This window comes from Massilia sp. FBCC-B171 (assembly GCF_059134155.1).
Genome location: NZ_CP101443.1, coordinates 2,047,727 through 2,066,953, shown reverse-complemented (window position 1 = coordinate 2,066,953; position 19,227 = coordinate 2,047,727). Strand labels below are relative to the sequence as shown.

Here is a 19,227-nt window from a genome sequence, read left to right as displayed (position 1 = left end):
ATCAGGGCGCGGTGACGGCGCGCCGCTCCTGATTCAACAGAGCGACAAAGCGCGCCGCCGCCGTCCCCAGCGGGCGCTCCGCGCTCCAGACGACGTCCACGAAAAAGCGCAGGGCATTCGTAAAATTATCGATGGGGATTTCGACCAGGTCCCCCTCTTGCAAGGGCGCTCCGACGAAACCCGCGGGAAGCCAGCCCCAGCCCAGTCCCGCCTTCACCAGCGCCAGCGCCGCTGCCGGGCTGTCGGTTTTCCACTGGAGGCGCGAGATGGCGATGCGCTTGTCGACCTGGTCGGTATCGCGCCCGGCCACCACGATCTGGCGTTCCTGCAGTAAATCCGCGTCGCGCACGGGATGGCGAGCGAGCCTGGCGAGCATGGCGTGGCCGGGCGCCACCACTGCCACGAGGCGCTCCTCGCCTACTTCCTGGAAGGCCTCGTGCGCGCCGATCCCGTAGCGCTCGAAGACCAGCGCCAGGTCGGCACGCCCGCTGTGCAGCATGCCCAGGGCATCGTCCTGGGGCGCGGTCAGCACTTCCACCGCGAGCAAGGGGTACTCGGCAGCGAGCGTGTTCAGGGCCGCGCTCCAGGGTGCGGCGGCCAGCAGCTCGGGCATCAGTGCGATGGTGAGCGAGGTTTCCAGTCCGCGCGTCAGGGACAGCGCGTGGATATTGAGCCGGTGCAGCTGCTCGGCCAGCAGCCGCGCTTGCGGCAGCAAGGCCAGCGCCTGCGCCGTCGGCTTCGGTTCCCTGCTACTGCGGTCGAATAACTGCAGGTCGAGTTCGGCTTCGAGATTGGCGATCGCCATGCTCACGGCCGACGGCACCCGCTGCAGGGAGCGCGCCGCTGCCGAGAAGGAGCCGTGGTCCACCGCGGCAAGGAAGGCCTTCAGGTTGTCGAGATCGAACGCCATGTGTCAGTTCCGCTGATAGCTACTGACTTTTTATACCATGAAACCAGATATACGATGCTTCCTATGCCCTCAGGGATCTTATCGGTTCATCGTTTTGAAAGGTACATCATGGTCTGGCTTTCCCTTGTTGCTGCGGGACTCTTTGAAATTTGCTGGGCGGTCGGCCTGAAATACACCGACGGCTTTTCGCGCTTGTGGCCGAGCGTCGCCACGGTGGCCGCGATGGTGGTCAGCTTTGGCTTGCTCGCGCATGCCTTGAAGACGCTGCCGATCGGGACCGCCTACGCCATCTGGACCGGCATCGGCGCCGTCGGCACGGCCTGTGTCGGCATCCTGGTCTTTGGCGAGTCCGCCGGCGCCGCGCGGCTGGCCTGTATCGGCCTCATCGCCGGCGGCATTGTGGGACTCAAGCTGGTGACGCCGCACTGATCGAAGGCAGGCGCTTCACGCCTGTTCGGCGGGCGTCGCCAGTCCCGGCCGCGCCGCGCCCAGGTCGCGCACATTCTTTTGCACCGCGACCACCGCGAACAGGCTCAGCACAAAGGACATCGCATAAAAGCCCTTCTCGCTCGGCGCCAGGGTCGCATTCCACAGGCCCACCGTCAGCAGCAGGATTACCGCTGCCAGCGAGATCCAGCACAGCGAGAAGTACAGGCCGGTCACGACGATGCCTTCGCTGCGGTCGCGCACCGATTTCTGCAGCGAGACGGCGGCGAACAGGCCGTACATCAGCAGGGTCAGGTAATAGCCGCGTTCGTTGAGTTGCATCTGGGCGTTCCACAAGCCCAGCAGGAAGGCGCAGACGCCGATGATCAGCGCAGCCCAGGAAGCACTCACGAAAGCGGCGGTCGGTCGTTGAACGGTGGTCATGGCAGGCTCCGGTTAGTTGTCCGGCGGCAAGCTTAGCATTGCGGGGGCCGCGCCTGTTGCGTCACAACAGGAGTAGCGGCAGGCGCTACTTGCAGTACTATCCGCGCAGGGCGCGCCAGGTCGCAAAGCCGGCGATGCAGAGCAGGATCGAGCCTGCCAGGTGCAGCAGCGTGTGCGTCAAGGCCCAGCCGTAGTCGCCACGCTGCAGCAGCGCCACCGACTCGCCGGAAAAGCTGGAGAAGGTGGTCAGGCCGCCCAGGAAACCCGTGATGACGAACAGGCGCCACTCGGGCGTGAGCTGGGGATGGCTTGAAAAGAACCCAAGCGCGATGCCGACCAGGTAGCCGCCGACCAGGTTGGCCGCAAGCGTGCCGGCCTGGACGTAGGCATGCATGGACCCGAGCCAGAGACTGAAACCCCAGCGCAGCCAGGCGCCGATCGCCGCGCCCGCCCCGACGGCCAGCCAGCCCAAGCTCAAGCCTGCACCCACTTGGCCTTCGCGCTGTCGTCGGTCAGGCGCGCGTCGACCCAGCGCGCACCCTCAGGCGTTTGTTCCTTCTTCCAGAACGGGGCGTCGGTCTTGAGGTAGTCGATGATGAATTCGCAGGCGGCAAAGGCTTCGCCGCGGTGCGCGGCGCTCACGGCCACGAGGACAATCTGCTCCAGCGGCGCCAGCGGGCCGACGCGGTGGATCACCAGCGCATTGTAGAGCGGCCAGCGCTCGCTGGCCTGGGCGAGGATCTCTTCCAGCGCGCGCTCGGTCATGCCCGGATAGTGTTCTAGCTCCATTTCGGAGACCTGGGAACCATCGTTCATGTCGCGCACCGTGCCGACGAAACTCACGACGGCGCCGACGCGCGCATCGCCGGCGCGCAGGCGCGCCAGTTCATGGCCGAGGTCGAAGTCCCCGGCCTGTACTCTCACTTCACTCATTTGCCCTCCCGGCCGGCGCGCATCAAGAGCTGCTCGATACGGTGCGCGGTGCGCTCGTCGACCAGGGCCGGCAGCGCGCACAGCGCGTGCAGGGCCGCGTGACGGTGGGTCGGCTTGTTACCGGCTTTCAGGGTCGATTGCAGCGCTTCCACCTGCAGTTTCAGGCGGTCGCGTGCGAACTCGGCGCCGCTGTCGATGCCGGCCGCCACTTCCTGGCGCAGCAGTTCGGCAAGCAGGGGCTGACGGTTCGCGTCGAGCAGGCGCGCATAGGCCGCGCGGTCGGTATCCAGCGCATGCAGGGCCGCTTCGAAACGGGCGTCGAGCACCGGATCGTATTCGCTGCCCGCCGGCAGCAGGGCCGCCCAGCGTGCGCGCCAGTCGGCACCCGACACCTCTTGCCCGGGCTGGGCCAGGGAGTCCTCGAGTTCCTGGCAGGCGCGCAGCTTGTCGCGCAGGGCCCCGGCCAGGGCCAGCCCGGCGGCGCGGCGCGACAGGTCGGCGTGGTGCTGCACCTTGGCCACCGCGTCGTGATAGCGCTTGTCGACCCGCGCTTCGTGGGCGCGCGGCACGGGGCCGATGGCGTGCCATTCGGCGGCCGCCTCGCGCAGCAGCTTGGGGGCGCTGGCCGCGGTGGCATCGAGCGCCGCTTCTTCCAGCCGGGCGCTGACTGCTTCCTTGGCCGCTTCGTGGGCGCGCCGTTCGGCGTCCGCCGCGTGCGCGGTTTCCTTGCGCCGCGCGAACAGGTCGTCGCAGGCGCCGCGGAAGCGCTGCCAGAGGGCTTGCTCGGCCTTGCGTTCGAGCGGCAGCGCGCGCGCATGCTCCTGCCAGCGCGCCTGGATGTCGCGCAAATGGTCGACCGCGTGGCGGTCGTGCGCGTCGATGGCGAGCACTTCCTCGATCAGCTCTTCGCGGCCCACCACCTCGGCCTTGCGCTGCTCTTCCAGCGGGCCCTGCAGCGTGGTGAGGGCGGCGCCGAACAGGGTGTCGAGGCGCTTCTTGTCCTTGCGGTCGATGGCGCCCAGGTGGCTCCAGGCCAGGCGCAGGCGCTGCACGGTGCCGGCCACGTGCTTCCAGTCGGCCTCCCCGGATTCCAAGCTCGCGATCTCGGCCTGGGCTTCGGCGACGATGGCTTCGCCCTTGGCGGCGTTGGCATGGCGCTCGTCTGCCAGGTGCTTGAAATGGGCCGCGGCCGGCGCATAGGCCACCGTGCAGGCGTGGTCGAACCGCTCCCACAAGCTTTTCGGCGCCGCGCCCGACAGGCTGTCGAGCGCCTTCCAGCGCTCGCGCATGCTGCCGACTTTTTTCGCCAGCTCCGCCATCGCCAGGTTCTGGGTCGGCAGCGCTTCCACGGTCTTGATCAGTTCTTCGCGCGAGACGTTGCCGCCCCAGCGCGCCCAGTCCGACAGGCGTTTGAGTTCGGCGCGCAGGTGGGCCAGGCGGTCGGCCTGCGGGGCAGTCAAACGCATGCCCTTGCCCTTGGTGTCCTTCAGTGCCTTGTCGAGTTCGGCCGCGTGGGCGAGCGAGCCCTGTTGCAAGGCCCCTTCCAGTGCGTCCATGTTGTCGATGAAGGCCTGGTCGGCGCCTTTCGCCGGCTTGGGCGCACGTGGGGCGCTGCCCTCGCCCGCCGGCTCGCCGGGTGTTCCGTCCGCAGCACGCGCGGGAGGCGTTTCGCGCGCCTTGCGCACCGGCTGCGGCAGGCTCGCCAGCAGTGCATCGAAGCGCGCCTGCATTTCGGTCGCGGCCGCTCCCGCGGGCAGGGCCGACAGTTTATGCCAGGCGCGGCGCAAGGTCTCGGCATTGAGTTCGGCGACGGGTTGCGCCTGCCACTCGAGCAGCGCCGCTTCGCGCGCGGCCAGGGCGGCCTGCGACTGTTCGAGCGTGGCAAGCAAGCTGGACACGCGCGCGTGCTCGGCGGCGAATTCCGTCACGAGCGAGCGCGGCAGCGAGGTGCGTTCGGGCGCCGCCAGCGCCGCGCCCTGCTCGGCCTGCATCTGTTCCAGACGGGCCGCCATCTCGGCCGCGTTCAGGCCGGCGGTCTCGAGCTGGCGCAGTGCGCCCAGGCGGTCGATCATGGCGCGCTGCAGCTGCACCTGGGCTTCGAGGCGTTCGCCCAGGCCTGCGCGCAGCGGCGCGAATTCGTCCTGGAGTTCGGGAGCGGCAATGATCGCCCATTTGCGATCGAGATCGGCAACCTGGTTGGGCGTCAGGTGCTCGTCCGCCAACAGCGCTTTTGCCTGGGCCAGCGTGGCCTGGCCGCGCGCCAGTTCGCCCTCGTGGTGGCGAATCGCGTCGAGGCGCGCCTGCATCAATTTGGCGACGCGGCGGTCGAGGTTGCGGATCGCGCCATGCACGCGCTCGAGCGCGGCGCGGCTGTGCACCAGCTCGGCAGCCTGCAGGCGCAGCTCGGAAAATTCGCACTGGAGGATGAAGTCGACGGCGCGCGATTCGTCGCCGTCGAGCGTCTTGAGCAGTTGCGCCTGCTGCTCGCGCACGGCCGACGTCGCCCGCGTGGCGGCGGCGTCGGGCGCGGCGGCGCCACTCTTGTTCGACGGGCCGTTCTCCTTACCGGCCGGCGCGGACGCCTGGGCGGACTTTGCCGGCACGGCCGCTTGCGCGCCGCGCCCATTGCCCGTCTTGTCGCCCTGGCGCTTGAATAGGAATTCGAACATAAGATGATCGCACTTGCAAAACCCCCATCATAGCAAAGAACGAAGGCGGTTTTTTCTGGCATACCCTGCACAGGCGCAAGCGCCGCTACTAATGGACGTAGTAGGCAGCCACACCTTGTCGATGAGCATGTTCGGCCCGGCCGATGCGGCCTGCCGGCGGCGGCACCCGCCCACGCCCGCGGTGTTCCTCGCGGTAAGCGTCGTGGGTGAGCATCTGATTGGCCACGGCAAACCAGGCGTCGCCGGCAATCGCCCCGCGCGCAATCGGAAACAGCTCGCGCTCTTCGCGGTCGAAGCGCAGTTCGAGCGCGGCGCAGAAGCGCAGCGCGGCCATGCAGAATGCATCGACGCCTTCTTCCTCGTCGATGCTGCCGGCGGCGAGGCGGCAGGCGGTGCCGAGCGACTCGGCGGCACTGCGGCTGAGCATATCGAGTTCGCACAGCAGCGGCTCGGCGTCGGCCCCGGCGCGGCGCAGGGCCGGCAGCAGGAAGCGGTCGAGCTTGCGGCCCTGGCAGCCTTCATACAGGCGGCGCAGGGTATCGCAAACGTAATCGGCCTGACCCTCGGTGAGCGCGCTTTGGCGGGCATAGCTTTGTTGAACGAGTTGCTGGACAGTATTGAGGCTGACCCGCATATTCGTTTGTTCTACGGAAAGCGCAACGAGGGTATAGGTCGCGGTGAGCATTCTGTCTCCTCTCGGCGTCGTCAACGCAAGCGCATGCTCCGTAGAGGAACACGGCCAGGCTGGACGCTATGGTTTTTGGACAGGCTGTGCGGTTCTTTTTTCTTCTCTTCAGCCTGAAGGAAGGTCTAGTTTACGGACCGTGCACCTTGCGACTTTGATCTTGATCAAACTCGGGGGAGACGACGGCGCAGTTCGCGTCAACCGTGCATAAGCCGGATTCGTTGCGCCGCAACAGACGCTACCAGCGCGCGCGGTAGTCCTCGGCCAGGCCCGCCAGCCCCGTCACCAGCAGGCGCGGCGCGTCCTCGCCGGCCTTCACCCAGCCGTCGAAACGGCCGACGTGCTGGCGCATGTGGCTGCTGGCGACCAATAATTGCTTGTCATCAATGCGAGTACCTTCCGGCGTGAAGCGCAGCGCCAGCAGGCCGTCGGCCGTGTGCATGCGCCAGCAGCCGCTTGGTTCGACCTCCACTTCGAGCGGACCCAGCGGCAACAATTCCCCGTCCACCCAGAGCGCATTTTCGGCGTCGCCAAAGTAACCGCATTGCAGGTTGAAGCCGAGCCGGGCGCTGTGCGCCGAAATCCAGCGCCAGGCCGTGCGGCGGCCAACCAGACCGTTGGAAAAATCGTAACTGGCGGTCCCGCCTTCCAGCCGGTAGCGCCGCCCGTTCGCCTCGACCTCGCCGGTCAAGGCCAGGCCGGGCGATTTTTGCGTGCTGTGCACGCTGCCGCCGTCGAAGGTGGGGCCGATCGCCAGCAGGCGCGGACCCTCCCCGCTGTAGTGCGCGTCGATCCGGAGACGCCCGCCGCGCAGCAGCAGATGGTGGCCGTGGACGCCGTCCGGGGTAATCGCGATGCGCCGGCCTGGCATGCCGAAGCGGGCGCCTTCGGCCACCGTGGCGCCGACAAAGGCCGTGAGGCCGGCCACGCCCAGCGGCGAGAAAGCGGCCAGCACCCGCCCCTCGCCCCGGTCGAAGGCATAGGCGAAGCAGGTATTGCTCCACCCAATATCGACGATCGCCACGCCGCAAAACAGCTCCTCGGTCACCAGGGCGACGAAATGCCAGCGCTTGTGGTGCAGGCGCCGCCACAGGGCCCCGCGCGCATGGGGCGGTGCGAGATTGGCCCAGCCCGGGGCCCCGGCCAGCCCCTGGTAGCGCCCGAAGAGCGCCAGCCCGTCCGGGCCGACGGCATCCATGGGCGCCGGCGCCAGCTTCATGCGGCCGCCGCGACCGTTTCGCTGCCGAGCAGTGCGGCCAGCCGCTCGCTCACTTCAAGCGGCTCGGTGCGCACCAGGCGCAGCTGCGGGCAGCCATGCCAGCGCGCGCAGCGCAGCAAGGCGCCGGCCAGGTCGCGCAGCAGCGCCTCGCTGGTCCTCACGCCGGGCTCGAAGAACACCGCCTTGATTTCGAACTCGCCCGTGCGCCGGTGCGCCTTGGCGTCGATCCGCGCCACCAGCGCGCCGCGGCGCAGCACCGGCAGCGTGAAATAGCCGTAGCGGCGCTTGGCTTGCGGCGTGTAGCACTCGAGGCGGTAATCGAAGCCGAACAGTTCCAGCGCGCGGCGCCGGTCCCAGACCACCGGGTCGAAGGGCGACAGGATGGTGGTCAGGGTCGGCGTCAAGGCGCCGCTGGCTGCTTGCCGGGCCAGGTCGAGGTGGTCGGGGTGGATATAGACCGGGTCGTCCCAGCCGGCGACGCGGGCGCGCAGCAGCAGGCCTTCCTCGGCCAGCCGGGCCGGGTCGACGTGCGGACGCCGGGTGCGGTGGTAGTCGGCGATCCAGCCGGCGCGCGCCAGTCCCAGCGCTTTCACGGCGCGCAGCGCGAAGCTGCGCTGCACCTCGTGCAGGGGCGGCGTCGTCGTCTCGTCCCAGCTGGGGTGCACGCGCTCGGCCAGGTCGTAGACGCGCTGGAAATTGTGGCGCCGCGCGATCATCAGGGCGCCGGAGGTAAACAAGACTTCGAGGGAGCGCTTTTCGGGCTTCCATTCCCACCATCCTTCCGCCTTGGCGCCGGCCTTGCCATCCGACCGTTCGAAATCCGAAGAGCGCACCGGGCCATTGGTGCGGATATGCGCCAGCAGCGCCGCCACCTCTCCCGCACGCTCGCGCATCCAGGTGGCCGAATACTTCCAGCCCATGGCGCTCGGGTCGAGCATGCGATGCCGGTACAGGCCGTAATCTTCGCGCGGGATAAAGCAGGCTTCGTGGGCCCAGTATTCGAAGAGTTTGCCTTCGGCCAGCAGTTCGTCCAGCCATTCGGGCGGGTAGTCGCCGAGGCGGCTCCACAGCACGAAATACGGACTGCGCGCGACGACGCTGATGGTGTCGATCTGCAACACACCCATGCGGCGGATGGCGTCGAGCACGTCGTCCTTCACGGCCTTGCGCCGGCGTGGCTGGAGCAGCCCCTGGGCTGCCAGGTGCAGGGCGCGCGCGGCGCCGATCGACAAGATGATTTCGCTCATGTAAATATCTTAACGATATTTCGCCGTCCGGATTCGTCGCCGCCCGGAATTTTTTTGAATGCCTACCCCAGCTGCGCTATAGTGCAGCCGTCCCCTTTTCCCTTGATCGAACTCCGCATGCGGCTGTTGCACACTTCCGACTGGCATCTCGGCCAGACCCTGCACAATTACGACCGGACCTACGAACACCAGTGCTTCCTCGACTGGCTGGTCGACACGATCGTGAGTGAAGATGCCGACGCGCTCCTGATCGCGGGCGACATTTTCGACAACGCCAACCCCTCGTCCGCCGCCCAGCGCCAGCTGTATCGCTTCCTGCAGCAGGCAAAGGCGCGCGCGCCCCATGTGCAGATCGTCGTCATCGCCGGCAACCACGATTCGCCGGGCCGCCTGGAAGCGCCGGGGCCGCTGCTGGAAGCGCATGGCACGGTCGTGATCGGGAACGTGGTGCGCAATCGCGAGGGTGCGATCGACCTCGAACGGCTGATCGTGCCGCTGCGGGACAAATCGGGCGAGATCAAGGCCTGGTGCCTGGGCGTGCCTTTCCTGCGTCCCGGCGACGTACCGAAGAGCGACGCCGAGGGCGACGCCTACCTGAACGGCATTGCTCTCCTCTACCAGCAGGCTTTCGAACTGGCGCAGTCGCGCTGTGAACCAGGCCAGGCGATCCTGGCGATGGGCCACTGCCACATGGTCGACGGCCAGTCCTCGATCGACTCCGAGCGCCGCATCGTCATTGGCGGCACCGAAGCGCTGCCGGCGTCGATGTTCGCCCCTGAAATCGCTTATGCGGCCCTTGGTCACCTGCACCTGGCCCAGCGCGTCGGCAAGAAGGACCATTTGCGCTATTCCGGCAGCCCGCTGCCGCTCTCGTTTGCGGAAGTGGGCTACCAGCACCAGATCTTGCGCATCGACCTCGAAGGCCCGGTGGCGAGGGAAGTCACGCCCCTGCTGGTGCCGCGCGCGGTCGAGCTGCTGCGCGTGCCGCCCAAGCCGGCGCTGCTGCCCGAGGTGCTGGCCGCGCTGGAAAGCCTGGAACTCGATCCCGACCTGCCGCCGCAATGCCGGCCCTATCTGGAAGTGCGGGTGCTGCTCGACGGCCCGGAGCCGAGCCTGCGCGCCCAGGTGGAGGCGGCGATTGCCGCTAAACCGGTACGCCTGGCGAAGATCGAACCGACCCGCAAGGTGGTCACGCGCGAGGATGGCGCCGACGCGCTCACGCTCGACCAGCTGGCCCAGCTGCAGCCGGACGACATCTTCCGGCGCCTGTGGCAGCAGCGCTTCGGCGAGGACGCCCCGAACGAGCAATTGACGGCTTTTGCCGAACTGATGCTGCCCGGCGACGCGGAGCGCGCATGAAAATCCTCCGGATCGCGGGACGCAACCTGGCGTCCCTGGCGGGAGACTTTTGCGTGGACTTCGAAGCAGAACCGCTGGCCTCGTCCGGCCTGTTCGCGATCTGCGGCCCGACCGGCGCCGGCAAAAGCACCCTGCTCGACGCCCTCTGCCTGGCTTTATACGGCAATACCCCGCGCCTGCAGCAGCGCAGCAGCCGCGGCGCCCTGCCGGACGCCGGCGGCGAATCGGTGTCGACCACCGACGCCCGTAATTTACTGCGCCGTGGCTCGGCCGAAGGCCATGCGGAAGTCGATTTCGTCGGCAACGACGGCATTGCCTACCGCGCGCGCTGGAGCGTGCGGCGCTCGCGCAACAAGGTCAGCGGCCTGCTGCAGGCTTCGAACATGACCCTGCACCGCCTGCCGGAGCTGGTCGCCCTGGGCGGTACCAAGACCGAGGCGCAGGCCGAGATCGCGGCGCGCATCGGCCTCTCGTTCGAACAGTTCACGCGCTCGGTGCTGCTGGCGCAGAACGAATTTTCCGCCTTCCTGAAAACCGATGAGAACGAACGCGGCGAGCTGCTGGAAACCCTGACCGGCAGCGCCGTCTACAGCGAAATCTCGAAGCGCGCCTACGAGCGCTACAAGCAGGAACAGGATGCGGTGCGGCGCCTGACGCTGCGCCTGGCCGACCAGACCCCGCTGGCCCAGGAGGCGCGCGCCGAACTCGACGCCGAACGCGCCGCCGCCGAGGTGGCGCTGCAGGCGGTCGACGTGCGCCGCGCCCTGCTGGAAGCGCAGCTGCGCTGGCACCAGGAACGCGAACGCCTGCGCGTCAACGAAGCGCAGGCCGACAGCCTGCTGCAGGACGCACGCACCGAGGCCGACGCCGCACGCGAACGGCGCCTGCGCCTGGCCACGCTCGACCAGGTGCAGGCGGCGCGTCCGCTGATGGCGGAACTGGCGCGCCTGGACGCCGAACGCGCGCAATTGGAAGCGCTACTGGCCAAGGGCCAGGGCGAACTGGCGCAGGCGGGCGAGGCTTCACGGGTAGCGCTGCAGGAAGTGAACACGGCGACGCTCGCGCAGGAAGCGGCCGAAGCAGCGCAGCTAAGCGCCGCCGCGCAGCTGGATGCGGCCAAGGCGCTCGACGCGACCATCGGCACGCTGCTCGCGGCGCACACGCAACTGGTGGAGCGGCGCGATCAATCGGCGCTGGACGCCGCGCGCACGGCCGACCTGCTGGCCGGCGCCGCGGCACGTTTGGCGCAAACGCGCGAAGCCGAATCCCGCAGCGCCGCCTGGCTGGCCGCGCACGGGCGGCATGCGCTGCTTGCCGCTCAATGGCCGCGTTGGGAAAAACTGTTCGCCCAGGCCGCGCAGGCTGCCGGCGCCGAGGGCGCGAACCTGGCCGCGCTGGCGAAAACCGAGCGCGCACGCGTGAATGCGGCCGCCACCCTGGCGGCGGCGCTTGAGACCACCGAACGCGCCAGCGCGCGCATCGCCGAACTCGATGCCGCGCGCCAGGCGGCCACCGCAGCGCTGGCCGCCTTCGATCTCGACGCCTTGTCTGAAGAGCGCCAGGGCCTGGAAGCACGCCGCGAAGCGCTGGGCGCGGCCGCCCGGATCGCCAAAGGCCTGCAGGCCGCGCGCGAACACCTGGCGCGCATCGACGCCGAGATCGAACGCACGCGCGCAGCCCGCGCCGCCGCCGAGACGCAACTGGCGGCGGCTGCTGCCGCCGCGCCGGGTCTCGCCAGCGCCGCTGCCCAGGCCGAACATGCGCTCAGCGCGGCCGAACGGGCGGTCGCCGGCAATGTCGAAGACTTGCGAGCAGCCCTGGCCGAGGGCGAACCCTGCCCGGTCTGCGGCAGCGAAGCCCACCCTTACGCCCACCAGGACGCGCGCCTGCATGCGGTCTTCGACCTGCTGCGCGGCCAGGTCGCCGAGCGCCGCGCCGGCGTGCAGGACAACCTGTCGGACCAGGCCACGCGCCGCGCCCAGTTCGAAGGCGCCGGCGAGCGGTTGGCCGCGCTGGGCGAGGAACGGGCCACGCTGGTGCAGGACATCGGCGAACTCGATGCCACCTGGCGCGATAACCCCGTGGCCCGCGATGCGCCGCCCGAGGGCGAACGCAAGCCCTGGTTCGAGGCCCAGACGAACGCCGTGCGCGAGGCCCTGCTGGCCGTCGAGGCGCGCCAGCAGGCCGCGCGCCGCGCCGCCCAGGCGCGCGAGGCGGCGCAGACGGCTTTTGATGCCGGCAACGCCGAGCACCTGCGCGCACGCGACCTGGCCCAGAACGCACGCACCTCCCTGGCGACGCTGGACATCGAACACACCAGCTTCAGCACGCAGCTGGAACGCGACCGTGCGGCGCTGGGCTTTCTTCTCGCCGAACTCGACCCGGTGCTGGCGGAATCGGCCGGCGACGGCTGGCAAGACCTGTGGCGCCGCAATCCCGCGCAGTGGCAGGCCGCGCGCGCGCTCGAGGCAAAGGCGTGGTCGGAACAATCGGCGCAACTCGACGCGCACCGCGCCGCGCTGGCGAACCTGGAAGCGGCCCAGCGCGAAGCGGCCGTGCGCGCCGAGCATGCGGCCGGTGCGGCGCTCGCCGACAGGGAAGCCTTTGCGCGCAGCGAAGCCGAGCTGCGCGAACGGCGCCTGGCGCGCGCCGCCCTGTTCGAAGGACGCGCCGTCGGCGACATCGAACAGTCCCTGCGCCGCGCCGTCAGCGCCGCCCGCGAAACCCTGGCCGCGCGCCAGGCCGCCGCCGGCGAAGCGGCCCAGCGCGAAACGCGGGTGCGAAGCACCTTGGCCCAGGCCCAGGAACGCATCGGCGCCTTGCAGGACGATGCGCGCGACGCCGCTGCCAGGCTCGCCGACTGGATCGAAGACTACGCCGCCCACCACAGCGAACTCGAAGCCGTGGAAAACCAGGCCAAGCTGGCGAGCCTGCTGGCGGTCGGCGCCGCCTGGCTGGCCCAGGAACGCGCCGCGCTGGCCGAACTCGACGCGGCGCTGGCCAAGGCCGTCACCGTGCTGGCCGAGCGCAAGTCGCAGCGCGACCTGCACGAGCAAAGCGCCTCGCCCGACGGCGCCATGCAGGACGGCGCTGCGGTCGCCGATGCGCTCGAGGCCGTGCTGGAAGAGCGCAGCGCCGTGCACGAGCGGGCCACCAGCCTGCGCCTGCAGGCGGCGCAGGACGACGAACGGCGCGTCAAGGCGCAATCGATGCTGGCCGAGATCGAACGCCAGCAGGCGATCGAGGCGCGCTGGGGACGTTTATCCGAACTGATCGGTTCGGCCGACGGCAAGAAATTCCGCAACTACGCCCAGCAGTTCACGCTCGACGTCCTGCTCGGCTACGCCAACAGCCACCTGAACCAGCTGGCGCGGCGCTACCGCCTGGAACGCGTCGACAACGCCGGCGCCCCCTCGCTGGCCCTGATGGTGCGCGACCAGGACATGGGCGGCGAAATCCGCTCGGTCAATTCGCTCTCCGGCGGCGAATCCTTCCTCGTCTCCCTCGCCCTGGCCCTCGGCCTGGCCTCGCTCTCGTCGAACCGGGTGCGGGTCGAGTCGCTCTTCATCGACGAAGGCTTCGGCTCGCTCGACAGCGACACCCTGGGCGTGGCAATGGATGCGCTCGACGCGCTGCAATCGATGGGCAGGAAGGTCGGCGTGATCTCGCACGTGCAGGAGATGACGGAGCGGATCGCGGCGAAAATTCAAGTGCGCCCAACGGGAGGCGGAAGCAGCATCATCACGTAGGGTGGGCACTCCGTGCCCACGCGAAACTCCGCACATACGAAACGCTCAACGGTTCCGCATAATCCGCCAATCGTTGACACCTCCCAATGATCACCCAATAACGCAAAACCCGCATGCCGGCGCGCTCTACAATCCGCGCCACCATGCCCCGCTACCGCCGCGCCCGCACCGGGCCCACCTATTTCTTCACCCTCGTTTCGTTCGAACGCCGGCCGATATTGTGCTACGCGCCGATACGCAATGTCCTTCGCCTCGCCCTGCGAAACGTCCGCGCCAAACGCCCGTTCGAGATCGACGCCTGGGTCCTGATGCCCGATCACTTGCACTGCATCTGAACCCTGCCTGAAGGCGATACCGACTATTCGACACGCTGGGCTCAGATCAAGCGAACCGTGTCGCGGTTCTGCGATACCGATATCCGGGCGTGTCACCCGGTAAGCGAATCACGCCGCAAACATCGGGACTCCGTGATCTGGCAGCGCCGCTTCTACGAGCACGCGATACGCGACGAGCTCGATTTCGAGCGGCATGTGGATTATGTGCATTTCAATCCGGTACGGCACGGGCATGCCGAGAGCGCGGCAGCGTGGCCGTTTTCAACGTTTCATCGGTATGTGCGGGCGGGGGTGTTGCCGGCGGATTGGGGCGGGACCACAGAGGCAAAACAGATGCATTTGGAGTAATCACGTCGGCCGACGAGATCAGGGCCGCGTAGCGAAGCATTGCCGCCGGCGCCGCCGGATACGTGCCTACCGCGTGGGCACGGAGTGCCCACCCTACGTTGTACAATGACGCTCTTTCGCATATCCACGTATCCCCAGATGAAACCCGCCCGCACCCTCACTTTCAAATGCGCCAAGTGCGCCAAGCCCGTCACCGTTTACCTGCAAAAGGTCTCTGCCTGCTCGCACGTCCAGCCTTACCAGGGCATCTGCGGCTGCGGCGAAGTCAAGCGCCATGCGACCGGCAATCCGGATGCGGTGAAATCCTTCGTCGAGTCGGGCGACAACAACTGGCACCATCACCATTAATCCGATGACGCGCATCGAATGGATCGAAAACGGCGAGCAGCGTTCGGCGCTGTGGCGTTCGGAGAGCGGCTGGCCGGCGCCGAAGAAGGTCGTGATCGCCGACGACACGATGACGGCCGATGCCGCGTATCGCCTCGCGCTCGACGGCACCGCCCTGCTCTGGCGCGGCGACTTCCAGAATGCGCGCCAGCTGGTGCAGGCGCTCGCGCGCCGTATCGACCATAAAGGCTCGCGCGCCAAGCGTGCAAAGCCAAAAGTCGCGCCGACGCTGCTGGAGAGCTTCCACCGTCATCGCCTGGCGCAGCTGCAGCGCGCCCGCACACTGGCGATGCTCCTGATCCCGTTCGAGGCCGGTTACTCAATTCCGCTGCGCCGGGCGCCCGACGTGCGCCAGGCCTGCAGCGAGGCCTATGGCGCTGCAACCGAGCCCTTCGTGGTCTCGCTGCGCGAGCTGCTTGGGCTGATCGGCGCGCATGAGTGGCGCAGCAAGGGCGTGCCGATCGCGGCGCTCGACGACCGGATCCACCCCTGGTATGGCGTGTTTTCGCCGGTGCGCGGCGAGTATGTCGAGCTGGTGGCGCAGGCGCCGCTGCCGAACAACGCGACAATCGCCTTCGACATCGGCGCCGGTACCGGCGTGTTATCGAGCGTGCTGGCGCGGCGCGGCCTGCAGCGCGTGATTGCGACCGATATGGATGCGCGGGCGCTGGGCTGCGCGCGAGCGAACATCGCGCGCCTGGGGCTCGAGAGCCAGGTCGAGATCATCGAGGCCGACCTCTTCCCCGAAGGCCAGGCCGACCTGGTGGTCTGCAATCCGCCCTGGCTGCCGGGCAAACCGAGTTCGGCGATCGAATATGCGATCTACGATCCGGACAGCCGCATGCTGCGCGGCTTCTTGAATGGCTTGAAGGCGCATTTGGCGCCGGGCGGCGAAGGCTGGCTGATTCTGTCGGACTTCGCCGAGCATCTGGGCCTGCGCACGCGCGAACAGCTCACCGGCTGGATCGAGGCCGCGGGCCTGGTGGTGGCGGCGCGCCACGACGTGCGCCCGACGCACGCGAAAGCGATGGATGCGGACGACCCGCTGCATGCCGCGCGCTCGCAGGAAACGACCTCCTTGTGGCGCCTGCGCGCCGCATAATCAACTTCATTTGCATCCTGCGGCGCGAAGCAGTACAATAGCGCTGCGGGGTGGAGCAGTCTGGCAGCTCGTCGGGCTCATAACCCGAAGGTCACAGGTTCAAATCCTGTCCCCGCAACCAAACACTAGTTCGAATTGAGCAATACCCCCGAGCCCGACTCTTGCAGCCGGGCTTTTGTTTTTTGGGCAGCGACACGGGATGAGAGACAAGAAAGACAACGCCACGATCGATCTGCCGGGTTTCGAACCGGCCGCCCCGCTCGAAGGCGGCAATGTCGAGTTTCGGCGCCCCGCGCCTCGCTCCCGTCGCTCGACCTTGAAGCAGGAACAGATTCCCCTGCTCGAAGAAACCGACACTTCCGGCCTGCCAGTCTGGCGCCGCGACGATAATCTTGATTTGACCGGCTTGCCGGTCTGGGCGCCGGCCCCCTAGTCGGTAACCCCGGCTGGAGGCCACATGACGACATCCTTTTCCACGCTGCCGCTGTCGGCGCAATTCCTCGACAACCTGGGCGTGCTCGGCTACCACGAGATGACGCCGATCCAGGCCGAAAGCCTGCCCTCGGTCCTCGAAGGCCGCGACCTGATCGCCCAGGCGAAAACCGGCAGCGGCAAGACCGCGGCCTTCGGCATCGGCCTGCTGCACAAACTCAATCCCGCCTGGTTCGCGATCCAGGGCCTGGTCATGTGCCCGACGCGCGAACTGGCCGACCAGGTAGCCGGCGAATTGCGGCGCCTGGCGCGCGGCGTCGGCAACGTCAAGATCCTCACGCTTACCGGCGGCGTCTCGATGCGCCCGCAAATCGCGTCGCTCGAACACGGCGCCCACATCGTCGTCGGCACCCCGGGCCGCATCCGCGACCACCTGGGCCGCGCCACGATCGACCTGTCGAAAGTGCAGACCCTGGTGCTGGACGAAGCGGACCGCATGACCGACATGGGTTTCTATGACGAGATCGCCGGCATCGTGAGTGCCTGCCCGCAGCGGCGCCAGACCCTGCTGTTCTCGGCCACCTACCCGGACGACATCCGCCACGCCACTGCGGGCTTTCTCAACGAGCCGATCGAAATCGCGGTCGAGAGCCAGCACGACGACTCCAAGATCGAGCAGCGCTTTTATGAAGTCGGTTTCGACAACCGCGACGATGCGGTTGCGCGCCTGCTGCGCCATTACAAGCCGGTGTCGACGCTTGCCTTCTGCAATACCAAGGCCCATTGCCGCGAACTGGCCGATTCCCTGCGCGACCAGGGCTTCTCGGCCCTCGCCTTGTACGGTGAACTCGAGCAGCGCGAGCGCGACGAGATCCTGATCCTGTTCGCGAACCGCAGCTGTTCGGTGCTCGTCGCTACCGACGTCGCCGCGCGCGGCCTGGATATCGCCAACCTGGAAGCGGTGGTCAATGTCGACGTGTCGAAAGACGCCGAAGTGCACGTGCACCGCATCGGCCGTACCGGCCGGGGCCTCGGAAAGGGCGTTGCCCTTTCCCTATGCGCGCCGAACGAAAAGAAATGGGTGAAGGCGATCGAGGAGTATCAGGACAAGCCAGCCTCCTGGTACAAGCTGGACGACCTGGGCGACTCGGTGCTCCCGGCCGAGCCCGCGCCGATGGTGACGCTCATCATCGCCGGCGGCAAGAAGGACAAGCTGCGTCCGGGCGACGTGCTGGGCGCGCTGACCGGCGACGCCGGCCTGGTGAAGGACCAGGTCGGCAAGATCAATGTCACCGAATTCCAGACCTATGTGGCGCTGGCGCGCGATGTGGCCGATGCGGCCTACCGCAAGCTCAATGCCGGCAACAAGCTCGGACCGGATTTCGGCAATTTCAAAGGCCGCAGCTTCAAGATGCGTTTCCTGGACGTCTGAGCGCTTGCTAGCGTGGCGCACGATTCAGTGGCGACACAAATGCTGTAAATCTGGCATAGTTTTGCTGAAAATAAACGTTTAGCAAAATGACCAGCCAAAACACAACCATTTTTACCCCGTTCGCGGACGGGCGCCCGGTGCGCGACATTGTCGAGCACACTCCTGCGCTGGTCGACGAGACCTGGTGCCGCAACCTGTTGCGCCACACCCTCGATTCGCTCGACCAGCAATACGCCAGTGGCGCCCCGCACCGTCCCATCACGCCCGACACGCTGGTCATGCTTGCCAATGGCGAGGCGCTGCTGCTTCCCTCAGACGACGAGCTTGCGTCCGGCGCGGACCTGCCGGCCGACCTGCACGCACTGGCCCTGGCCGTGCATTACGCGATCACCGCCGAGATGCCACCGGAAGGACCGCTCGGTCCGCGCCTGTACGACAATTACAGCGAACAATTGACCAAAGGACTGGATTCCTGCCTGGGCCCGAACCGCAGATTGCGGCCGCAGACCGTCGACGATATGCGCCGCCTGCTTGGCATCGAGGCGGGCACGGGCGAACTGCTGGTGCCGGCCGCGCCTGCGCTCGAACCGGTTGAGACCATCAGCACGGCGGAACCGGCCATCATGATGTCGTCGGATGTGCCGGACGAACTCATTCCGCTGACGCTCGCGGACGATCCGCAGGTATTCGCCGAACCGGCAACGCCAGCGGCCGACACCGCTTCCGTCGAATTCGTGGAACCGCCCCTGGTTACCGCTCCCCTCGACCAGCCCGCACCGGAACCGCTCAGCCTGCGTGAACAAACCGAAGCCGGTATGCTGCGCAAACCTGCCAGCCAGGACAGCGCGGCAGCCGGGGAAGTACCAACGCCGCGCGCGGCGCCCCTGCACGAGAGCTCCGAACCGATCCAGTCGGCACCCAGCAAACCGTCAGCGGCAATACCGGTGAGTGCACCTGGCAGCGCTGCCCGGCCGCAGGCGGTCAAGGGCCGCGGCAAGCGCGCCCAGCGCTGGGGCATGATCGCGGGAGCGGCCATCGTCGTGCTGGCCGCCGGCGGCGCCCTCCTCTCCTACATGAACCAGAACGATACGCGCGACGTGGTGCCGCTGGCCCTGCCCGTGGACGAGCCTTCGGCCAGCGGCCTGGATGCCGGCGAAACCGTGGTCGCGGCGCCCACCGGTGCCGCCGCCACCGACCAGCCGGCGGGTGTGCAGCCGGCCGACAGCCCACTCGACGCGACCACGGGCGCGGCGCCGGAAAACGGCTTGCCGGTGCAGGCCTCAAGCGCGCCGATTGCCACGCAGGCCGCGACCATCGTCAACGGCACCACCTATAAACTCGTGATCAAGCCCTGGGGCACGCTCTACGTCGACGGTGTCGACCATGGCGTCAGCCCACCGGTCAAGCGCCTGACGCTCGGCCCGGGCCGCCACACGATCCGGATCACCAACCCGAATTTCGCCGACCACAGCATGACGGTCGACGCAGGTTTGCGGGAAACCGCGGTCATCGAGCACGATTTCACCGCCCAGGCGCAATAAGGAGGCAGC

Annotated in this window: 18 protein-coding genes and 1 tRNA gene; 11 read left to right on the top strand and 8 right to left on the bottom strand. The window is 67.9% G+C overall.

Features of this window, described 5'->3' with window-relative positions:
- Position 1: 1 nt before the first annotated feature.
- Positions 2 to 910 (bottom strand): LysR family transcriptional regulator, encoded by a 909-nt coding sequence (locus NMB41_RS09405; protein ID WP_494382195.1) that lies wholly within the window; start codon positions 908 to 910, stop codon positions 2 to 4.
- Between the two features lie 108 nt (positions 911 to 1,018).
- Here NMB41_RS09405 and sugE point away from each other — a divergent pair, with 108 nt between their 5' ends.
- On the top strand, positions 1,019 to 1,339 hold the full coding sequence (sugE, locus tag NMB41_RS09400) for a quaternary ammonium compound efflux SMR transporter SugE (protein WP_494382194.1): 321 nt from the start codon (positions 1,019 to 1,021) through the stop codon (positions 1,337 to 1,339).
- A 15-nt stretch (positions 1,340 to 1,354) separates the two neighbouring features.
- On the opposite strand, the gene yiaA is transcribed toward sugE, so the two are convergent.
- From yiaA to NMB41_RS09365, 7 genes are all read right to left on the bottom strand, one after another.
- Positions 1,355 to 1,780, bottom strand: coding sequence for an inner membrane protein YiaA (yiaA, locus tag NMB41_RS09395; RefSeq protein ID WP_494382193.1), 426 nt, complete (start codon positions 1,778 to 1,780; stop codon positions 1,355 to 1,357).
- Between the two features lie 97 nt (positions 1,781 to 1,877).
- Entirely contained in the window at positions 1,878 to 2,252 is a 375-nt protein-coding gene (gene crcB, locus NMB41_RS09390; protein ID WP_494382813.1) for a fluoride efflux transporter CrcB, read from the bottom strand.
- Between the two features lie 2 nt (positions 2,253 to 2,254).
- The gene (gene moaE / locus NMB41_RS09385; protein WP_494382192.1) at positions 2,255 to 2,713 is read right to left on the bottom strand and encodes a molybdopterin synthase catalytic subunit MoaE; all 459 of its coding nucleotides are present in this window, start codon (positions 2,711 to 2,713) and stop codon (positions 2,255 to 2,257) included.
- Positions 2,710 to 5,382 carry a DUF349 domain-containing protein gene (locus NMB41_RS09380; protein ID WP_494382191.1) on the bottom strand — a complete coding sequence of 891 codons (2,673 nt, stop codon included), beginning with the start codon at positions 5,380 to 5,382 and terminating at the stop codon, positions 2,710 to 2,712. Before NMB41_RS09380 ends, moaE begins: the two co-directional genes overlap by 4 nt.
- An 88-nt stretch (positions 5,383 to 5,470) precedes the next feature.
- Positions 5,471 to 6,067, bottom strand: coding sequence for a hypothetical protein (locus tag NMB41_RS09375; RefSeq protein ID WP_494382190.1), 597 nt, complete (start codon positions 6,065 to 6,067; stop codon positions 5,471 to 5,473).
- 238 nt (positions 6,068 to 6,305) lie between these two features.
- Positions 6,306 to 7,286: a DUF2804 domain-containing protein gene (locus NMB41_RS09370; RefSeq protein ID WP_494382189.1), complete on the bottom strand. Its 981-nt coding sequence runs from the start codon at positions 7,284 to 7,286 to the stop codon at positions 6,306 to 6,308.
- Positions 7,283 to 8,533 carry a winged helix-turn-helix domain-containing protein gene (locus NMB41_RS09365; protein WP_494382188.1) on the bottom strand — a complete coding sequence of 417 codons (1,251 nt, stop codon included), beginning with the start codon at positions 8,531 to 8,533 and terminating at the stop codon, positions 7,283 to 7,285. The genes NMB41_RS09370 and NMB41_RS09365 overlap by 4 nt, the downstream gene beginning before the upstream one ends.
- A gap of 117 nt (positions 8,534 to 8,650) precedes the next feature.
- On the opposite strand from NMB41_RS09365, the gene NMB41_RS09360 reads away from it, so the two are divergent.
- From NMB41_RS09360 to NMB41_RS09315, 10 genes are all read left to right on the top strand, one after another.
- Positions 8,651 to 9,892, top strand: coding sequence for an exonuclease SbcCD subunit D C-terminal domain-containing protein (locus NMB41_RS09360; RefSeq protein ID WP_494382187.1), 1,242 nt, complete (start codon positions 8,651 to 8,653; stop codon positions 9,890 to 9,892).
- Positions 9,889 to 13,641 carry an AAA family ATPase gene (locus NMB41_RS09355; protein ID WP_494382186.1) on the top strand — a complete coding sequence of 1,251 codons (3,753 nt, stop codon included), beginning with the start codon at positions 9,889 to 9,891 and terminating at the stop codon, positions 13,639 to 13,641. The genes NMB41_RS09360 and NMB41_RS09355 overlap by 4 nt, the downstream gene beginning before the upstream one ends.
- A 143-nt stretch (positions 13,642 to 13,784) precedes the next feature.
- Positions 13,785 to 13,976 carry a transposase gene (locus NMB41_RS09350; RefSeq protein WP_494382185.1) on the top strand — a complete coding sequence of 64 codons (192 nt, stop codon included), beginning with the start codon at positions 13,785 to 13,787 and terminating at the stop codon, positions 13,974 to 13,976.
- Between the two features lie 57 nt (positions 13,977 to 14,033).
- Positions 14,034 to 14,324 carry a transposase gene (locus tag NMB41_RS09345; RefSeq protein WP_494382184.1) on the top strand — a complete coding sequence of 97 codons (291 nt, stop codon included), beginning with the start codon at positions 14,034 to 14,036 and terminating at the stop codon, positions 14,322 to 14,324.
- Between the two features lie 138 nt (positions 14,325 to 14,462).
- Positions 14,463 to 14,672, top strand: a complete 210-nt coding sequence (locus NMB41_RS09340) for a hypothetical protein (protein ID WP_494382183.1) — start codon at positions 14,463 to 14,465, stop codon at positions 14,670 to 14,672.
- 4 nt (positions 14,673 to 14,676) lie between these two features.
- Positions 14,677 to 15,813, top strand: coding sequence for a methyltransferase (locus NMB41_RS09335; protein ID WP_494382182.1), 1,137 nt, complete (start codon positions 14,677 to 14,679; stop codon positions 15,811 to 15,813).
- 44 nt (positions 15,814 to 15,857) lie between these two features.
- Positions 15,858 to 15,934 (top strand) — tRNA-Met (locus NMB41_RS09330).
- 78 nt (positions 15,935 to 16,012) lie between these two features.
- Positions 16,013 to 16,246 carry a hypothetical protein gene (locus tag NMB41_RS09325; protein ID WP_494382181.1) on the top strand — a complete coding sequence of 78 codons (234 nt, stop codon included), beginning with the start codon at positions 16,013 to 16,015 and terminating at the stop codon, positions 16,244 to 16,246.
- 24 nt (positions 16,247 to 16,270) lie between these two features.
- On the top strand, positions 16,271 to 17,677 hold the full coding sequence (gene dbpA / locus NMB41_RS09320; RefSeq protein WP_494382180.1) for an ATP-dependent RNA helicase DbpA: 1,407 nt from the start codon (positions 16,271 to 16,273) through the stop codon (positions 17,675 to 17,677).
- A gap of 86 nt (positions 17,678 to 17,763) precedes the next feature.
- A complete protein-coding gene (locus NMB41_RS09315) occupies positions 17,764 to 19,218 on the top strand; it encodes a serine/threonine-protein kinase (protein ID WP_494382179.1) in 1,455 nt (484 codons plus the stop codon).
- The last annotated feature ends 9 nt before the right edge of the window (positions 19,219 to 19,227 follow it).